This window comes from Brevibacterium yomogidense (assembly GCF_016107685.1).
Classification (GTDB): Bacteria; Actinomycetota; Actinomycetes; order Actinomycetales; family Brevibacteriaceae; genus Brevibacterium; species Brevibacterium yomogidense.
In genome coordinates this window covers 186,928-204,519 of record NZ_JABASY010000002.1, presented here as the reverse complement: position 1 = coordinate 204,519, position 17,592 = coordinate 186,928, and the positions used below count along the sequence as shown (strand labels likewise).

The 17,592-nt window shown below is 68.1% G+C and carries 12 protein-coding genes and 1 tRNA gene; 7 read left to right on the top strand and 6 right to left on the bottom strand.

The genetic code is table 11. The features are described 5' to 3' along the window. Nucleotides 1-21 precede the first annotated feature (21 nt). Nucleotides 22-723, top strand: a complete 702-nt coding sequence (locus JFC09_RS05240; protein ID WP_198392958.1) for an SDR family oxidoreductase — start codon at nucleotides 22-24, stop codon at nucleotides 721-723. A gap of 69 nt (nucleotides 724-792) precedes the next feature. On the opposite strand, the gene JFC09_RS05235 is transcribed toward JFC09_RS05240, so the two are convergent. Continuing rightward, nucleotides 793-1,884 (bottom strand): glycosyltransferase family 9 protein, encoded by a 1,092-nt coding sequence (locus tag JFC09_RS05235; protein ID WP_198392957.1) that lies wholly within the window; start codon nucleotides 1,882-1,884, stop codon nucleotides 793-795. Between the two features lie 35 nt (nucleotides 1,885-1,919). Here JFC09_RS05235 and JFC09_RS05230 point away from each other — a divergent pair, with 35 nt between their 5' ends. Genes JFC09_RS05230 through JFC09_RS05215 form a run of 4 tightly spaced genes read left to right on the top strand, consistent with a single transcriptional unit; the run spans nucleotide 1,920 to nucleotide 7,997 of the window. Next, nucleotides 1,920-3,347, top strand: a complete 1,428-nt coding sequence (locus tag JFC09_RS05230; protein ID WP_198392956.1) for an aldehyde dehydrogenase family protein — start codon at nucleotides 1,920-1,922, stop codon at nucleotides 3,345-3,347. Then, nucleotides 3,344-4,918 (top strand): D-glycero-beta-D-manno-heptose 1-phosphate adenylyltransferase, encoded by a 1,575-nt coding sequence (rfaE2, locus tag JFC09_RS05225; protein ID WP_198392955.1) that lies wholly within the window; start codon nucleotides 3,344-3,346, stop codon nucleotides 4,916-4,918. The genes JFC09_RS05230 and rfaE2 overlap by 4 nt, the downstream gene beginning before the upstream one ends. 3 nt (nucleotides 4,919-4,921) lie before the next feature. Then, entirely contained in the window at nucleotides 4,922-5,827 is a 906-nt protein-coding gene (locus JFC09_RS05220; RefSeq protein WP_198392954.1) for a glycosyltransferase family 2 protein, read from the top strand. A 58-nt stretch (nucleotides 5,828-5,885) separates the two neighbouring features. After that, nucleotides 5,886-7,997: a transglycosylase domain-containing protein gene (locus JFC09_RS05215; RefSeq protein WP_198392953.1), complete on the top strand. Its 2,112-nt coding sequence runs from the start codon at nucleotides 5,886-5,888 to the stop codon at nucleotides 7,995-7,997. Nucleotides 7,998-8,109: 112 nt separating this feature from the next. Here the strand turns inward: JFC09_RS05215 and JFC09_RS05210 are convergent, their stop codons facing one another. From JFC09_RS05210 to JFC09_RS16860, 4 genes are all read right to left on the bottom strand, one after another. After that, entirely contained in the window at nucleotides 8,110-9,279 is a 1,170-nt protein-coding gene (locus JFC09_RS05210; RefSeq protein ID WP_232483200.1) for a PD-(D/E)XK nuclease family protein, read from the bottom strand. A gap of 549 nt (nucleotides 9,280-9,828) precedes the next feature. After that, nucleotides 9,829-9,905, bottom strand: a tRNA-Met gene (locus JFC09_RS05205). A gap of 191 nt (nucleotides 9,906-10,096) precedes the next feature. Beyond that, nucleotides 10,097-13,105, bottom strand: a complete 3,009-nt coding sequence (locus JFC09_RS05200) for a UPF0182 family membrane protein (protein WP_198392951.1) — start codon at nucleotides 13,103-13,105, stop codon at nucleotides 10,097-10,099. A 94-nt stretch (nucleotides 13,106-13,199) separates the two neighbouring features. Beyond that, nucleotides 13,200-14,327 (bottom strand): YlbL family protein, encoded by a 1,128-nt coding sequence (locus JFC09_RS16860; RefSeq protein ID WP_198392950.1) that lies wholly within the window; start codon nucleotides 14,325-14,327, stop codon nucleotides 13,200-13,202. Nucleotides 14,328-14,617: 290 nt separating this feature from the next. Here JFC09_RS16860 and JFC09_RS05190 point away from each other — a divergent pair, with 290 nt between their 5' ends. Beyond that, nucleotides 14,618-16,057 (top strand): zinc-dependent metalloprotease, encoded by a 1,440-nt coding sequence (locus tag JFC09_RS05190; protein WP_198392949.1) that lies wholly within the window; start codon nucleotides 14,618-14,620, stop codon nucleotides 16,055-16,057. After that, nucleotides 16,047-16,649, top strand: coding sequence for an NUDIX domain-containing protein (locus JFC09_RS05185; protein ID WP_198392948.1), 603 nt, complete (start codon nucleotides 16,047-16,049; stop codon nucleotides 16,647-16,649). Before JFC09_RS05190 ends, JFC09_RS05185 begins: the two co-directional genes overlap by 11 nt. Here the strand turns inward: JFC09_RS05185 and JFC09_RS05180 are convergent. Further along, nucleotides 16,646-17,224, bottom strand: a complete 579-nt coding sequence (locus JFC09_RS05180; RefSeq protein ID WP_232483199.1) for a M48 metallopeptidase family protein — start codon at nucleotides 17,222-17,224, stop codon at nucleotides 16,646-16,648. The two genes, JFC09_RS05185 and JFC09_RS05180, sit on opposite strands and share 4 nt — an antisense overlap. Nucleotides 17,225-17,592: the final 368 nt, after the last annotated feature.

Below are 17,592 nucleotides of genomic sequence, written 5' to 3'. Positions count from 1 at the left end.
ACGAGAGCGAGGAACTGCTTCATGGACATCAACAGTTTGGATGCGAAGAGGGTGCTGATCACGGGAGGCGGCTCCGGCCTCGGCCTCGCAAGCGCCATGGCCGTGCAGAAGGCCGGCGGCACCCCCGTCGTCCTCGATCGGAACATCGACGACGCGGGCGACTTCACGGCGAGGGCGCTCGACGTCACCGACAGGCAGGCGGTCGAAACGGTGATCGACGGACTCGCGGAGGAGCTGGGCGGGATCGACGCGCTCATCACCGCAGCGGGCATCGACGTGCCCGGAGAGCTCGACGAGGTGTCGGCCGACCAGTGGGAGAACGTCCTGCAGGTCAACCTGCTGGGCACCGTATCCGCCGTCCGTGCCGCACTGCCGCACCTCACGCGGTCGCGCGGGCGGGTCGTCACGATCTCGTCGACCCTGGCACTGCGCGGAGCAGCCGGTGCGACCGCCTATGCCGCATCGAAGTTCGGGGTGCGCGGATTCAGCCAGGCGCTCGCGGCGGAGACCGCCGGCCGGATCGGCGTGACGAACCTGATCCCCGGCGGGATGCGCACGAAGTTCTTCGACGGGCGCACCGAGCAGTACCGCCCGCAGGACGACTCCCGTCTCAACGAACCGGCACGCGTGGCGGAGGCGATCGTCTTCGCCCTCACCCAGCCGCAGAACGTGGAGGTGCGCGAGATGCTCATCGCCCACGAGGAGGAGGACTCCTGGCCGTGAGCCGGGGCCGGGGCCGGGGTCTGAGCTCAGCTCAGCCCGGGCCCGGGGTGCCGTCAGCTCGACCGGACCTCAGTGTCCGGCGGCCAGCGCCTGCACGTCCGCGTAGACCGCGGCCGGATCGATCGAATCGAGGTAGGAGGGATCATGCTCACAGCGCTCCGCTGTCCAGCCCACCTGGGTGACGTCCACACCGCAGACCGGGCATCGTGTCACCCACGACAGGTGGACACGGTGCCGTCCGCGCCCCAGCGGGCCCGCGTTGAGGGAGTTGCCGACCCAGTACAGACCGACCGTCGGTGTGCCGACGGCCATCGCGAGGTGCCTCGGACCGCTGTCGTTTCCGACGACCACGTCGCTGAGCGCGAGCAGCCCGACCAGCTCCGACAGCGACAGCGTGCCGGCGAGGCAGGACACGCGGTCGTTCCCGGCTCCGTCGACGATGGCCCGGGCGGTCTCGTGATCGGCCTCGTCGCCGATCACGACGACCTGCCAGCCGTCGGCGGCGGCCAGGGAGGCCAACCGGCTGAACCTCTCCGAGGGCCAGCAGCGGCGCGGGTCCGTCGCTCCCGGGTGCAGCGCAAGCAGCCCGGTGGCGCTCGGGTCGCGCAGGGGTGCCGCAGCAGCGCGCTCCTGCTCGGTCACCGCGAGCGTCGCCTCGAGGGTCTGCACCGGTGCGCCGGCAAGGCCCACCACCTCCAGCGCCCGCAGCATCTCGTGCTGGTAGTACTGGTAGGGCAGGTTGCGCTCCAGTGCCGTCGCGTCCTCCGTCCGCGTGCCGACCGTGTGGCGCGCCCACAGTTCCAGGAGGAAAGGGTTGGAGTATCGGCCGCCCCCGTGGACCTGCACTGCCAGATCGAACCGGGCCTCGCGCATGCGTGCCTGGAAGGCCGCTGTCTCTGCGGGATCCTCCGGCCCGGGGCGGACGCCGAACACGTAGGGCAGGACGACGACCTCGGACACCGGTCCGGGGCGCCCTTCGAGCAGCGCGCGGTGCGCAGGGGTTCCCAGCAGTGTGATCTTCGCGTCCGGGTAGGCGGCCGCGAGCGCCGTCATCGCGGGCACCGCGAACATGAGGTCGCCCAGTCCCCCGCCCCGTAGCACGGCGATCCGCCGCACGTGTTCGAACCTCTCGCCTGCTTTCCCGACGAACGTCTCGACCATCGCACCTTCCCAACGGAACTCCGAGGAGGATTCTCATGACCGCCACTGCCGAAACGACCGCCGCGGCCTCAAGTCACCTTACTGTAATCGACCCGCAGACCGGCGAGGACGTGGGCACCGTCCGCTGCGCGGATGCCGCCGAGGCCGCAGAGACGCTCGCCCTCGCCCGCCGTGTCCAACCGGGCTGGGCGCGCACACCGGCCGAGGAGCGCGGGGCCGCGCTCCACGCAGCCGCGGACGCGCTGGCCGCCGCCGGCGAACTCGCAGAACTCAACCAGCGGGAGACCGGCAAGCCGCTCGCCGATGCACGCGGCGGTGTGGACGCCGGGGTCGGCGCCCTCCGGCAGAGCGCGGAACTGGGCCCGCTGCACCGCGGTCACAGCCTCCGCGGCGACGTGCAGGCCGCCGACTACACGCTGCGGCGCCCCCACGGAGTCGCCGCGGTCCTCACCCCCTGGAACGACCCCGTCGCCGTCGCCGTCGGCCTCATCGCGGCTGCTGTGACAACCGGCAACGTTGTCGTCCACAAGCCCAGTGAGCGCAATCCGCACGTGGGCATCCTGCTGGGCGAGGTGCTGTCCGACGCGCTGCCGCACGGTGTGCTGCAGACGCTCACCGGTGACGGCGCGGTGGGCCGGATGCTCACCGGCGACCAGCGAGTCGATGTCATCGCGCACGTCGGGTCCACCGCCACGGGCAGCGAGATCGCGGCCGCGGCCGCACGCACGGGCGCCCACGTGGTGCGTGAGAACGGCGGGAACGACGCAATGGTCGTCGACGCCGGCGTGGATCCCGTCTGGGCGGCCTCGCAGGCGGCGCTGGGATGCTTCGCGAACGTGGGACAGATCTGCACCTCCACGGAGCGGGTCTACGTGCACCGTTCGATCGCGGACGACTTCGTGGCGGCCCTGCAGAAGGACGCTGAACGCCGCAACGGCGAACCGGTGCGGCAGCCGGTCGTCGACCGTGCCCACCGCGACCACGTCCACGCCCACGTCGAGCAGGCGCTGACCGTGGGGGCGGAAGCCATCGCAGGCGGGACAGTGCCCGAAGGCCCGGGAGCGCACTACCCCGCGACCGTGCTGACGGGCTGCACGTCGGACATGACGGTGATGCGGGAGGAGACTTTCGGTCCGGTCGCCCCGGTCCAGGTCGTCGACGACTTCGACGAAGGGCTGCGGCTCGCCGAAGCCGACCGCTACGGCCTCGCCGCGACACTCCTCACAGCCCGGATCGACCACGCGCTGGCCGCAGCGACGGAACTCCACGTGGGCACCGTGAAGGTCAACAGCGTCTTCCGCGGGGCCCCCGGCGGATCGGCGCACCCGCACAAGGAGAGCGGCAAGGGATTCGGCTACGGTCCCGAGCTCCTGGACGAGATGACCACGACGTCCGTCGTGCACCTGGAGGCCGCACGGGTGCCCGGTGGAACGAGAGCTCTGGATGCGGGTGAGGGGCGATGACCGACACTCCTACGCTGCGGCCCGCACTCCCCCACCAGTTGGCCGCGAGCGCACCGCTCGTCACCGTGGTCGGCGACGTCCTCCTGGACGTGTGGGTGTACGGGACGAGCGTGCGGTTGGCCCGCGAAGCACCGGCACCCGTCGTCGACCAGTCCTACGACGTGTTCGCCGCCGGAGGTGCCGCCAACACAGCGATGAATCTCGCCGCCCTGGGCGCGCGGGTCCGCATTGTCGGGGTGGTGGGAGCGGACGAGCCCGGCCACAGGCTCCGGACACTGCTGGAGGACGGCGGGGTCGACACGACACTGCTGGTGGAGGACCCGGGCGGGACGACGACCACGAAGTCTCGCATCGTCGTCGGGGACCAGGTGATGTGCAGACTCGACCGGACGGCGGCGCCGCCCGGTGTCGAGGCGCTGCGGGACGTGGAGGCCGCTCTGTCGGAAGCGGTGCGGGACAGCCGCGCTGTGATCGTCTGCGACTACGGAGCCGCCGTTCATCGCGATGAGCTCGTCGGGTCGCTCGCGGAGGCCCTCGACACCGCGCCGGACAGGCCCTTCACCGTGGTCGACGCCCACGAGCCGCAGATGTGGGCGCCGCTGCGACCCGACCTCGTCACTCCGAACGCGCAGGAGGCTGCATCGCTGCTCCGCACGGATTTCGGGGACGGCAGCCGGAGGATCGGTACTGTGACGGCGCATTCCACTGCCCTCCTCCACCGCACCGGAGCCTCCCGCGTCGTCGTCACGCTGGATCGCGACGGGGCGGTCCTGGTGGACGGCAGTGGCCTGCTGCACCGCACGTGGGCGAACCCCGCCGCGGAGAAGCAGGCCGCCGGCGCGGGCGACACGTTCGTAGCGGCGCTCGCGCTGGCACGGTCGGCCGAGCTGCCCGATGGCAGCAGGCTCTCGGACGCCCACGCGCTGGACTTCGCACAGGCGGCCGCCGACGTCGTGGTGCACCGGCTGGGCACCTCGCTGTGTACGACCGAAGACCTCGCGGCGCATCTGTCCGATGCTCCGGACGTGCTCGTCCCCGCCCACGAACTGGCGGCGGAGATCGCGGAACTCCGGGCGGCCGGCGCCCGGATCGTCCTGACGAACGGTTGCTTCGACGTCCTGCACCGCGGTCACACGTCCTACCTGAACAAGTCCGCGCAGCTGGGGGACGTGCTCGTCGTCGCCGTCAACGACGACGCCTCCGCCCAGCGGCTCAAGGGGCCGGACCGTCCGCTCAACGAACTCCAGGACCGGGCCGGCGTGCTCGCCGCGCTGCACTGCGTCGACTTCGTCACGGCGTTCTCGACCGACACCCCGATCCCCCTCATCACCGCACTGCGGCCGGACGTCTACGTGAAGGGCGGCGACTACACGCCGGAGATGCTCGCGGAGACACCCGTCGTCGAACAGTACGGCGGGCAGGTCCGCATCATGGAGTACGTCTCCGACCATTCCACCTCGCTGCTGCTGGAACGGATGCAGAGCGGATCACGGACCGTGGACCCGCCGACGACCGAGACCCGACACCCTGTGGCGGGTCCGCCGACTGCCGACAGCCCGACCAGGAGGTGACCGATGCCCGCACGGACGTCCGCCCAGTGGGGTGCGGCGACAAATGGGACGCCCGACGAGCATGCTCCCCTCCCGCCCGTCGGTGGGCCGGACCTCGACGTGCTCCTCCCCTGCTTCGAGCGTCCTGCGGAACTGGCGGTCACTCTTGCCGGGCTGGCCGGTCAGACGGACGCGGACTTCGCCGTGCTCCTGAGCGACCAGTCGTCACCACCGGTCTGGGAGGACCAGACCGTGACGTCGATGCTCACACTGCTACGCGCCCAGGGACGGATCGTCATCTGCCACCGGAATCTGCCGCAGCGTGGGCTGGCCCAGCAGCGGCAGTTCCTCCTCGAGCACAGCGTCGCGGCCCACGTGCTGTTCCTCGATTCCGACGTTTGGCTGGAACCCGGCACACTCACCCGCCTGCAGGAGGCACTGACGTCGTCCGGTGCCGGGTTCGTCGGCTCCGCTGTGCAGGGGCTGTCCTACCTCGACGACGTCCGCCCGGAGGAATGGCGCTCCTTCGAGCTGTGGGAGGGGCCCGTCGAACCGGAGCCGATCCCGGATTCCGGCCCCGCCCATGAGCGCTGGCAGCTGCACAACGCCGCCAACCTCGCACACATCGCAGCACGGACGGATTTCGGGGACAGGGACTTCCTGCTCTACCGCGTGGCGTGGATCGGGGCATGCGTGCTCTACGACGCCGCGAAACTGAGGGCCGCAGGCGGTTTCGAGTTCTGGGAGGATCTCCCTCCCGAGCATGCGGGCGAGGACGTGCTCGCCCAGTGGCAGGTCATGCACCGCTTCGGCGGGGCCGGACTGCTGCCCAGCGGAGCCGTCCATCTGGAGACGGACACGACGATCACCGAACGCGGCACGGAAGCCATCGAGCTGCTGGACGGTCCGCGCGACCACGGTGCGTCCTGATCATGCCCTCCACGCGCGCTGAGACCCGCAGTGAGGAGCGGGCACTACCCTCGCGCACATGGTGAACTCCACGACTGCGCGCAGCGTCCCGGTCAGCGCACTCTCCCAATTCCTTGCGGTGAGCACGATCGCGGGCCTGGTGCTGGCAGGGCTGGGCATCCCCGCAGTGGGGGCAGCGGCAGCCGGCGCAGACGCCGGTGTCGAGGTCTTCGACGCGCTGCCGGCCGAACTGGACGAGCGGGAGCTGGCACAGCAGTCCAGGATGCTCTCCGCTGACGGTTCCGAGATCGCGACCTTCTACTGGCAGAACCGCGAGGAAGTGGAGTTCGACGACATCTCCCAGGAGATGAAGGACGCCACCGTCGCAGTCGAGGACTATCGGTTCTACGAGCACGCCGGCGTGGACCTCCAGGGCATCGCCCGCGCCGCGGTCAACAACATCCTCTCCGATTCGACCCAGGGCGGTTCGACGCTCACCCAGCAGTACGTCAAGAACGTGCTCGCCCAGAACGCCTACGAGGAGGACGACGCGGAGTCCTTCGAAGATGCCATCGAATCGGACGGGGCGGAAGGCTATACCCGGAAGCTGCGGGAGGCGAAGCTGGCGGTCGCGGTGGAGAACCGGTACGACAAGGACCAGATCCTCCACCGCTACCTCAACATCAACAACTACTCCGGTTCGCCCAATGTCTACGGGGTCGAAGCGGCCGCGGAGCGCTACTGGGGTGTGGCGGCGTCCGAGCTCGACCTCCAGCAGTCCGCGACACTGGCGGGCATCGTGCAGAACCCGTCCGCGTACAACCCCGAGCGGCACCCGGAGCGCACTCTCGATCGTCGCAACACCGTCCTCTCCCTCATGCACGAGCACGGCTTCATCGACGACGAGCAGTACGAAGAGGCCCGCGAGGCCGATCTGGACCTCGACATCCACACCACGCCCAACGGCTGCGCTGCCGCCGGAGGTGCGGCCTACTTCTGCGACTACGTGCAGCGGATCATCGAGAACGACGAGACGTTCGGGGACGACCGCAGCGAACGCTCGCATCTGCTGCAGCGCGGGGGGCTGACCATCCACACCACCCTGGACTCGGACGTCCAGGACATCGCCGACGACGCGGTGCGCAGCAGAGTCCCCGCCGACGACGCCTCAGGGGCCGGCCACACCGCTGTGACGGTGGAGCCCGGTTCGGGGCGGGTCGTCGCGATGGCGCAGAACCGCGACTACACCGTGACGGAAGCGGAGTCCTCCGCCCAGACGCAGATCAACTACAACGTCGATCGGGCGCACAACGGCGCGGACGGCTTCCAGGTGGGGTCCACGTGGAAGCCTTTCGTCCTCGCCCAATGGCTCACGGAGGGCAACGGCCTCGACGGGACGGTCGACGCCACGGAGCGCAACTTCCCGGCCGATGCGTGGCGGTACGGCGACTGCCCCGCCATGGGCGATGAGTGGGATCCCAGCAACGCCGGAGACAGTGATGCGAGCCCTTCGATGACCGCGCTCGAAGCCACCCAGCAATCCGTCAACACCGCCTTCGCGGCGATGGGGACCCAGGTGGACATGTGCGGGGTCCTCGACACCGCGACATCGCTCGGCATCACCTACGGCAGCGGGGACCCGCTGGACACCGCGGACGACGAGGGTTTCGTCCCCGCGCTGTCCCCGGCATCGATCCTCGGCACGGTCCAGGTGGCGCCCCTGGACATGGCCTCTGCCTTCGCGACGTTCGGCGCTGACGGCGAGTACTGCAGGCCCACCGCGATCGACTCGATCACGGATGCTGACGGCGAGGAGGTCGACGTTCCGTCGGAGGACTGCGAACAGGTCCTCGACGAGGACGTCGCGCAGGGCGTCGCCTACGCCATGAGCAAGACCTTCGACGGTGGCACCACCCAGGGTCTGGAGATCGGGGTCCCCGCAGCCGCGAAGACGGGGACCACCAACTTCGAAGTGGGCTCCACGTCACTGGCGGGCTTCACACGCTCCCTGTCGACCTACGTGTGGACCGGGGATCCGGAGCGGAACCGCGACTGGCGCAGTGAGGGTGCAGGCGCCGTGAGCGGAGAGGTCTACGGTGCGACGGTCTCCGGCCGGACCTGGCAGGACATCATGAAGCGGGCCGCCGCACACACGGACGGGAACACCGGGTTCTCCGACCCCCGCGACTGACCTGAGTGGCACAGGTTTGGTCACCAAGGAGGTCTGGGCGTGAAGCGTGATCGAGTTCTGCGATCAACGCCGCGGCTTCCGCTCGAACTGGTACGTGCTGACCGCACATTCCTCAGGCAGCGTCCGCCATCGTCAGCACGATATCTCGCAGGCGGAGATCGTCCGGCGACAGTCCACTGATGACCTCGGCAAGACTCACGTCCGTCTGCACGATTCGTACGATGTTCGCAGTCTCGACGCACTGAAGGGTCGCGAAGACCTGTGAGAAATCGGGCTCGTCTAGCGGGTCTGGCACTCGGTCGTTCTCGACAACGGCGGTGGGACCGAACTCAAGGAAGATGGATGGCTGGGGATCAGCGCGTTGCAGTTCGACGCACCATTCCCACTGACCGACGAATCGGGTCACCACCTTCTCGATCCGTCCACTCGCGATGCGCCCATTGACCTGCTGCACCAAGACCGTCCGTGCGAAGCTCCGCAATCTGTCCTTCACGGTGGCGAGCGTCTTGAAACTGTCCTCGAACTGTCGCCGAGCATGCTCGGCGACGAGGTCGGCGAATTCCTGCGTCACTCGATCCCTGGGCCGATATCCGTACCGCGCTGATTCCCGGGTCTCGCACATGGTTCTGATGAAGGCGATCTGGTCTTCTACGTCCACTGCCGCTGGACCTTTCACGAAGTGCTGAATCATTTGTCGGATGAAGAAGAGCTGGTCGGGATGCCGTCGGCACCAAGACGGATCACGATCGATGTGAGCCTGCAGGTCGTCCAAGACTTCTTCGTACGTCACGACAGCGGCCTTGTCCCAACCCCCTCGCTGCAGATGCGTTTCGCGGCGGTGACATAGCAGGACGACAGCGGATGTCCTTCCGCCTGCACCCCCGTGAGCGAGATACCGGTGATAGTCATGCCCGTGGCCGTCGGAGGTGGCGTAGTTCTCAATGACGACGGCGGCATCCGGTCGTGAGAGAACTATATCCGCGATATCCATGCCGACTTCGTCGGCAGCCTCGGTGCCCCCATTGGTATCGACCTCTTGAGCGACGCGGTAGCCCGAGGGCGGGAGCATCGTCGCGTCCGGGAGCGCAGCGTTGACGCGCGCGAGGAAGGCCTGCTGCACAATGTCGCCGAGCTCATGCGTCGCATCGGGGGTGAGCAACCACGCGAAGACATTGGAGAGCTGCTTCTCGTGAGTGCCATGATGCATCACTCGAAAGACGTTGAACTGTTCGGCCAGACTTCGCGACAACGCTGGCAGGAGCGCTGTGACGAGGTCGCTCATGTGCCTGCTTTGTAGGGCCATAACCCGATCGTAGAGGACAGAACGGACGTCAGACCTGTTTTCGGCGGATGCTTCAAATTCTGCATATGCTGCCGGGACTGCTTGCGAAAGGATTCTCGCATCACGGAGGCGAGCAACGCTCAGCGGCTTGCGCAGCACCTGTTCATACAACCATTTCTGGCTCTTGACGAACGAAGCTACACGCGTTCTTCCGGTTTCATAGTGCTCCAACTCGAGTGATGAGTCGTCCGGAGTGGAGCAGGCAACGCAGCACGTAGTGCTCGGAGTTCCAGAAGCCCAGCCTGATCGCCTCAGCGTATGAGGTCATGACGCTGTCTCCACGTTCGTGGGCTCAGCTGGCATGGTCTGGACCGGTAGCGAATCCATCCCCACACACAAACCCTGCGATCACAGCGGCACCTGACGCAAGGACTACGGGAATCCAAATTCACACCGACCGCTGGCTGCAGATCTCCCTCGCGCAGCCGCTCGGGGACGAGCTGGTGAATCAGAAGAACCCCCAGCCTGTGGCTGAGGGTTCTTCCTTCTTGGTGGCGGGGGAAGGATTTGAACCTTCGACCTCCGGGTTATGAGCCCGGCGAGCTACCGAACTGCTCCACCCCGCGTTGCAATGACTACTCTACGTGAACCCCGGGTGACCACCAAATCGACAGCGGGTGATGCGTGACACATACCCGCTGGTCCCGGACTCGAAGCTCTCGCACACGAGTCCGGAGCCGCGGGAGGTGCGGCGACCGGGCGGCTGCGCGGGGCCTCGGCGACGATCCGCCGTTGCCCCACGCAGCCGTCTGGGTGATCAGTTGTCGCCGTCACCCGCGTCGTCCGCGGCCGGCGCGTCGTCGGCAGCGCCGTCCGCCATGGCCTCTTCGGCCGCCGCGTCGCCGCCTTCAGCGTCGATCGCGTCCTCGAGCGCCTTCCGGAGACGCTCCTGCGCCTCGCCGTAAGCGGTGAAGTCGCCGTCGCGCAGCGCCTCGTCCGCCTCCTGCATCGCGGTCCGTGCCCGCTCCAGCGCATCTTCGAGTCCGGCCGACTGGTCCTCGCCGTCGGTCACAGCACCGGCGTCATCGGAGTCCGTCTGACCGGCGGCGTCGGAGTCCCCGGCCTCTGCACCGGAATCACCGCCGAACACCTGGTCCAGCGCCTCGTCGAGCGTCGGCGCGAAGCCGATCTGCTCACCGAACGCCACGAGCACGCGCTGCAGCACCGGATAGGACGTCTCGCCCGCAGACCGGACGTAGACCGGCTGGACGTACAGCAGGCCGTCGGCCACCGGCAGCGTCAGCAGGTTGCCGTTCTCCACACGGGACTCACCCTGACGCAGCAGGTTGAGGCTCGTCTGGACCTCCGGCTCCGTATTGAAATTATTCTGCGCCTGGCCGGGGCCGGGGAACGTCGTGTTCCTCGGCAGCTGGAGCAGACGGAGCTTGCCGTACTCCTCACTCACTTCGCCCTCGACATTGCCCGCATCCGCGTTCGCCGCGAGGAAGCCCGTGAGGTTGTTACGGGTCTGTCCCTGGGTGGGGCGGGGGATGAAGGACGACGTGAGCGAGAACGACGGCTCCTCCTGACCCGGCATCTGCAGGGTGAGGAAGTACGGCGGCTGGACCAGCTGGCGCTCCTGGTCCGTCGTCGGATCGACCGGCAGGGTCCAGAAGTCCTGGCCCGAGTAGTACTCGCTCGCATTGGAGACGTGGTACTGCGTGAGCAGCGACCGCTGGACCTTGAAGAGGTCCTCCGGGTAGCGGATATGGCTCATCAGGTCGCTGGAGATCTCCGACGCGGGCTTCACGAGTCCCGGGAAGACATTCATCCAGGCGTCCAGCACCGGATCCTCGTCGTCCCACTCGTACATGTCGACGGAACCGTCATACGCGTCGACCGTGATCTTCACGGAGTTGCGGATGTAGTTCACCTGCTCGTCCGGCAGGGCCACGACCGCGTTGCTGTCCGCCGTCGTCGAATCCGTCGTCGCCTCCTGGAGCACCGACGGACGCGAGTACGGGTACTGGTTCGACGTCGTGTACCCATCGAGGATCCACTTGATCTGACCGTCGATGATCGCGGGGTACGGGTCCCCGTCGACCTCGAGGAACGGTGCGAGCTTCGCGACGCGCTCCCGAGGGGTCCGGTCGTAGAGGATCTGCGATTCGTCGTTCAGCGTGTCCGCGAGCACGATCTGCTCGTCCTGGAACTTGATCGCGTACAGCAGCCGGTTGAAGAAGTTCCCGACACTGGGCCCGCCGTCGCCGGAGAACGTGTAGTTCACCTGGCCGGACCCCTCCTGGTCGTCCGCCGGGTAGTCCAGCTCGACGGGTGTCGCGCCCTCCGGCGCCCCGACGATCGAGTACTGCGTGGAGCGCTCACCGAAGTAGACGCGCGGCTCGTAGTCGCTCTGATCCGTCAGCACACCGCTGGCCGGGATCGACTCCTCGAAGAAGGCGGGTTCGCCGTCCGCGCCGCGGCGGCTGCCGTAGGCGGCGACCGCGCCGATGCCGTGCGTGTACACCGTGGCCTGGTTGACCCACGTGTTGTCCGACAGCGCGTCGGGGTTCAGCTCGCGCAGCGCGATGACGGTGTCCTCGCTGCGCCCGTCGATGTCGTAGCGGTCCACGTCCAGCTGTTCGGGGAACGCGTAGTACGAACGGGTCTGCTGCAGCTGACGGAACGTGTCCGACACGAGGTTCGGGTCGAGCAGGCGCACACTCGCGGCCGTGACCGCGTCCTTGCGCAGCGCACCCGATTCGCCCTGCGTGGACGGCGTGTAGGGGATGACATCGACGTCGTCGATGCCGTACGCCGTCCGTGTCGCCTCGAGATGTCGGTTGATGTACTCCGATTCGAGGCTCTGCTGCGACGGGTTCACCTGGAACTGTTGCATCGCCGCCGGGAAGCCGACGACGGCGACGCCGCCCAGCACCAGCAGCATGCCCAGCGAGATCGCTGTGAGGCGAAACGACTTGAAGAACGCGGTGGAGAAGACCAGTGCCGCGACGATGAGGGCGGCGATCGACACGATGAGCATCGCCGGCAGTGCGGCGTTCACGTCTGTGTAGGTCGCACCCGTCACCAGGCCGGAGTCATCGGTGAGCTTGCTGAAGCGCCACAGGAAGAGGCGGCCGGCCTGGACGAGCACCAGCAGCGCCAGGACGGTCGCGAGGTGGATCCGAGCGCTCTTCGTGATGTCGAAGCCGCGGGTCTCGCGCGGACGCACTCCCCCGAAGAGGTAGTGGGCGACCAGCCCTGCGACGAATGCGAGCATCGCGACCATGCCCAGGAAGTCGACGAGCACGTTCACCATGGGCAGCTGGAAGACGTAGAAGCCTATGTCCTGCTGGTACTGGGGGTCCGTCATGCCGAACGGCTCGGAGTTCACGAGGAGGAGCGCGTCACGCCACGCGGCGGTGAGCGCGACTCCGCCCAGCAGGCCGATCACGCCGGGGACCACGAGGGTGAGCATGCGGCGCAGCGGCTCGACGGCCTCGCGGTAGCGGTCGAGGTTCTCCTCGCGCGGGTTCGACGGCACGGTCGTGGGCTGCGCGCGATGCGCCGACCACAGCATGTACCACAGCGGTACGGACATGACGAGGAAGCCGATCGCGAACAGGATGCCCTTCGTCACCCACTCCGTCGCGAACACGTCGAAACGGTCGAGCTGCTGGAACCACAGCACCTCGGTGTAGATCTGTGCGAACACCACGAACAGCGCAACGAGCGCGAGTACCGCGATGATCGTGAGCAGCAGCGGTGAGGGCCGTCTGCGCCCCGTGGTGGGAGGTGCCTGTGGGGGTCTGGCGGAAAAACTCACAGTCGCCCTTTCGTCTCTGTCAGCCGGCTGTGGGTGTGCAGCCGAATCGTCTGTGCCCGTGCATCGGACCTCCGCAGCGACCGCACTGCGGTCCTCATGCCGGGTCCGTGCACGTCGGCAGGGTGTCTGTCCTGCCTTCTGCGATGTCGGTGACCGCCTGGTGCGCCGTATTCAGGTCGTCGATGCGCACGACGGTCAGTTCCTCGACCCCGCGGGAGTCGAGCACTTCTGTGCAGTTGCCTGCGGGAGAGAGGAAGTAGTCCGCTCCCGAGGCCGCGGCCGCCGCGACCTTCTGCCTCGCCCCGCCGATGGGGGCCACCGTGCCTTCGGCGTCGATGGCGCCGGTGCCGGCGATGGCCTCGCCTCCCGTGAGGTCGCCCTCTGTGAGCATGTCGATGATCGTGAGGGCGAAGATCGTGCCGGCGGACGGCCCGCCGATCCCTTCGACCGCGAAGTCGACGTCGAACGGGAAGCTGTAGGCGGCGGACATGACGACCCCGATCGTGCGCTGCCCGTCGGCCTCGGTCGGTTCGACGGTCACGTCCTGGGCCTCTCCCGCGCGGTCGATCCGGAGCTCGATCGAGTCGGTGGAGCTGCGCACCGCGTCGCGCACGGCGGTCATGCCCTCTTCGGTGCCGTCGACCTCTTCCCCGTCGATCGCGAGGAGATGGTCACCGGGATCGACGAGGCCGGATGCCGGGGAGCCCGGCATCACGCTGCTCACACCGATGACGGTGTCGTAGTCGATGTCGAGTTCGGTGAGCGCGGCCGCGGTGGCCTGGTCCTGCGACGAGATCATGTCCGCGCTGTTGAGCTCCGACACGTCGTCCCGCGTGGTCTCCAGCGGGTAGAACGCCTCTGACGGGACGACGGTCTCCACTCCGTTGAGCAGGGAGAAGAACGCCTGCGCGGTGAAGATGTCGCGGCCCGGCCCTCCGGCCACGGCCACCGTGAGCATGTCGAGGGTGCCTTCCGGTTCATACGTCTGCGTCCCGGAGATGGTCACGAGGTCGACGCCTTCGTAGGGCTCCAGGGTGTTGACGACGGGGCCCGGGGTCTGGAGAAGATAGGGAACAGGCGTGAGCGCCAGTGCGAACACCAGCGCGTAGAGCAGCAGGCCGGAGACCCCTGGCGAGGCGAGGAGTCGGAGTCCCTTCCGCTTCCGCGGGTGCGCGCCGTCGTTCGACGCCGGCCCTCCTGCTGAGGGCGGAGATGCGCTCACGTAAGGGTCCTCCAGAGTCTTCGAGTCCCGACCAGTGTAGTGGAGCCGCCGGTCCGGCTGAAATCAGGTCACACGGTCGCCGTCGCGTACAGCCACCTGGGAACACGATGCGCAACCGCTGGTCCGGGAAGGTTTGCGGGGGCCGGGAACGTTAGGGTGGCGTGAAGGACCGTCGACGCAGCCCGTCGACCCGAGCAGAGCTACTCTGCCGACGATGTGGTCGCCGTGCCACGGGCACTGTGCGCGACCGCGAGCACCAGCACTTCGATGAACGAGGAACAGGGACCGCCATGAGCGACAAGAACGATGATCGGACACCGGGCGACGACAGCGACGACGGCGACCAGAACCCGTTCGAGCAGATGTTCGGCATGGTGTTCGGCCCCGGAGGACAGGGCTTCCCGTTCGGCGCGGGTGGACAGGCAGGCGGAGGCGGGATGCCGTTCGACCCCTCCATGCTGCAGGGGATGATCGGTCAGCTGCAGGGCATGCTGTCCGGCGGTGACCCGAAGGCCGCGGCTCAGCGGGTCATCGATCAGAACGTCCCGACCCCTGATCCGGCGATCAGCGCCGAACTCTCGAAGAACACCGCGGACGCGTTCCGGTTGGCGGAGCTGTGGCTGGAGCGCGTGACGGACCCTGCCACCGATGTGGCAGAACCGCAGGCGCTCAACCGGGCGGCCTGGGCCAAGGGCTCGTTGGACGAGTGGCGCCGCGTCGCGGACCCTGTCCGCAGGAACATGTCGGAGTCGATGGTCGAGGGCCTCGGCGAGCAGCTGCCCCCGGAGATGGCCCAGCTCATGTCCGGTGCGGGCCAGATGATCAACTCGATGAGCCAGTCGATGTTCTCGCTGCAGATCGGCGAAGCGGTCGCCGCGCTGTCCGGGGCGGTGCTGAGCGGCACGGAGTTCGGCCTGCCACTGTTCGGCCACTCCCCCGTCCTCGTCGAGGCGAACCTTCCCGGCGCCGCCGCAGAGATGGAGGTCGATCCCTCCCAGCTGCGGATCTGGCTGGCCGCACGCGAACTCGCCCACCTGTGGCTGTTCGCGCAGAACCCCTGGTTGCGCGGCCACGTGGAGACGGCGCTTGCGAAGTACGCCGCGGGTGTCCAGGTCGACCTCAGCCGCATCCAGGACGCGGCTGCCAGCGGTGACCCGGCGGAGATGCAGCGCATGAGCGAGGACCTGCGTTCAGGTCTGCTCGCCCCGCAGACCACGGAATCCCAGAAGGAGGCGCTCAGCGCACTGGAGAACCTCCTGTCCGTCATCGCCGGATGGTCCGACGTGGTCGTCTACAGCGCATGTGAAGCGCTCGAGGACCGGGACGCGATCCGTGAGGCGCTGCGGAGCCGTTCGGCGTCGGAATCGGAGGCGGAGGCCGCCTTCGCCTCCCATATCGGGTTCTCCCTGCGCCCGCGCCGCCTGCGGGATGCCGCAGCACTCTTCACGTTCCTCGAGCAGAAGTCCGGTCCGGAATCCCGCGACGGCGTCTTCCATCACCCCGACGTGCTCCCCACGACCCAGGACCTGGACGACCCGCTGGGCTACGAGGAGCGCCGCCGGTCCGACTGGTCGTCGGAGTCGTCGCTGGACGAAGCGCTCGAACGCATCCTCCGCGAAGCCGACGAGCCGGGTGGCGAGACCAGCGGCGGCGATGCCCTGCGCGACGGTGACGACACTCCCGGTGACGAGGGCACCGGAGACCGCGGGGACAGCAGCAGTGACGACTGAGAGACTGCGGGGTCTGGCCTCCGGGCTGGCCCCCGCTGCTCTCACCGCGGCAGGCCTGCCGCCCGACGAGGCCGGTATCGCCCACGCGGCTCAGGCCGATCTGGCCACGGGCGCACTTGCGGTCACCCGGAACGACGGGGCACGCCACCTCACGGCCAGCTGCCTTCTGCTCACTCGGAGCGCATCGACGTGGTCCGTGGCCCTGGCGCTGCACGCGGCGTCGAGTCAGTGGCGGCAGTTCGGCGGTCACCTCGAGGCCGAAGACCTCTCCCTGCGCGGAGCGGCGGTGCGCGAACTGCAGGAGGAATCGCAGATCGACGCCGAGGCCGCAGGGACGTGGGTCTCACCGTCCCCCGTCGCCGTCCGCGAATTCCCTGTGGGCACCACCGCCTGCGCATCGCACCTGGATGTGCTGTTCGCCGCGACGACGGAGAGCTCCCGTGGCCTCGACACCGCGGACGACGGGATCACCGAAGTCGCGTGGTGGAGCGCGGACGACCTGCCGGCGGGTGTCGCAGACGACCTGCGACACGATCTGCCACTGCTGTTGACACGCGTCGAGCGCCTGCGGAACGCCAGATGCTGCCGCTAGCGCTCCCGTGACCTCTCTCCGTAGCTGAAGCCTTCGAGGAACACGTCTGCCCTGTCCGTGTGCGGGTAGCGCGCGGTGAGCGCGTGGAACGCCGCAGAGTGGTCGGGACGCCGCAGGTGCGCCAGCTCATGGACGAGCACAGAATCGAGGACCCAGCCGGGGACGGACGTCAGACGGGAGGACACGCGGATCGTCCGGTGCGCGCTGGTAGTCGATGCGAAGCGCGAATTCTGATTGCCGACCCACACGACGGAGACCGGTTCGATCCCGTCGTCGAAGTACTTCGTGTTGAGCTGCAGCGCGCGCTCCAGCAGGGCCGCATCGCTCGACGTGCCGCGAGCGGACCTCTTCTCCACGCGTGTGAGGAGCGACGCGATCGATTCCGCGTGCTGCGCCGGCTGGAACCTCTGGGGGACGGCGAGCAGCCACCGGTCGCCCTCACGCTTGAGGGAGATCGTCTTGCGTCGTCGTGCCGACCGCCGGATGACGATCGTTCCGTCTTCGATCGCGGTGAGCACCTCTGCGGCGCTGCGCACCTCACGCTCCTGCGCCCCCCGATCCTTCATCGTGTCCATGTCGCACACAGTAGTTCCCACCACGGACACCGGCGAGCCGCCCCGGGAATCGAGCCCCGCGACGAAAAAGTTTCGAAGAATCTCGCAGCGCTGCGACGTCCACAGCACGAACCGCCTCCGGGCAGGGCATCCGGTCGTCGGGCACATCGCCCGTCCACAGTCATCCTCACAGGGCGCCGCGTGTCGTCAACACGTTATCCACAGGTACGGGTGCGGGGGTGTGCATCACCGTGTTGACTGGCCGGTCCCAGGCTCCTAGGTTTGAGTGTCATACCTCCGGAAAACCCGGAGTTCGTGGGCTAGGGGAAGGCTCACGGGCTTCGCGAGAGCCTGGGGGTCACTGCACCGGAAGGTGAGTCCCAGCGGCC

Excerpts from the sequence above, each read along its gene's own strand:
- rfaE2 (WP_198392955.1), top strand. The coding sequence starts at position 3,344 with ATGACCGACACTCCTACGCTGCGGCCCGCACTCCCCCACCAGTTGGCC.
- JFC09_RS05190 (WP_198392949.1), top strand. The coding sequence starts at position 14,618 with ATGAGCGACAAGAACGATGATCGGACACCGGGCGACGACAGCGACGAC.
- JFC09_RS05235 (WP_198392957.1), bottom strand. The coding sequence starts at position 1,884 with ATGGTCGAGACGTTCGTCGGGAAAGCAGGCGAGAGGTTCGAACACGTG.
- JFC09_RS05180 (WP_232483199.1), bottom strand. The coding sequence starts at position 17,224 with ATGGACACGATGAAGGATCGGGGGGCGCAGGAGCGTGAGGTGCGCAGC.
- JFC09_RS05240 (WP_198392958.1), top strand. The coding sequence starts at position 22 with ATGGACATCAACAGTTTGGATGCGAAGAGGGTGCTGATCACGGGAGGC.
- JFC09_RS05220 (WP_198392954.1), top strand. The coding sequence starts at position 4,922 with ATGCCCGCACGGACGTCCGCCCAGTGGGGTGCGGCGACAAATGGGACG.
- JFC09_RS05210 (WP_232483200.1), bottom strand. The coding sequence starts at position 9,279 with ATGAGCGACCTCGTCACAGCGCTCCTGCCAGCGTTGTCGCGAAGTCTG.
- JFC09_RS05230 (WP_198392956.1), top strand. The coding sequence starts at position 1,920 with ATGACCGCCACTGCCGAAACGACCGCCGCGGCCTCAAGTCACCTTACT.
- JFC09_RS05215 (WP_198392953.1), top strand. The coding sequence starts at position 5,886 with ATGGTGAACTCCACGACTGCGCGCAGCGTCCCGGTCAGCGCACTCTCC.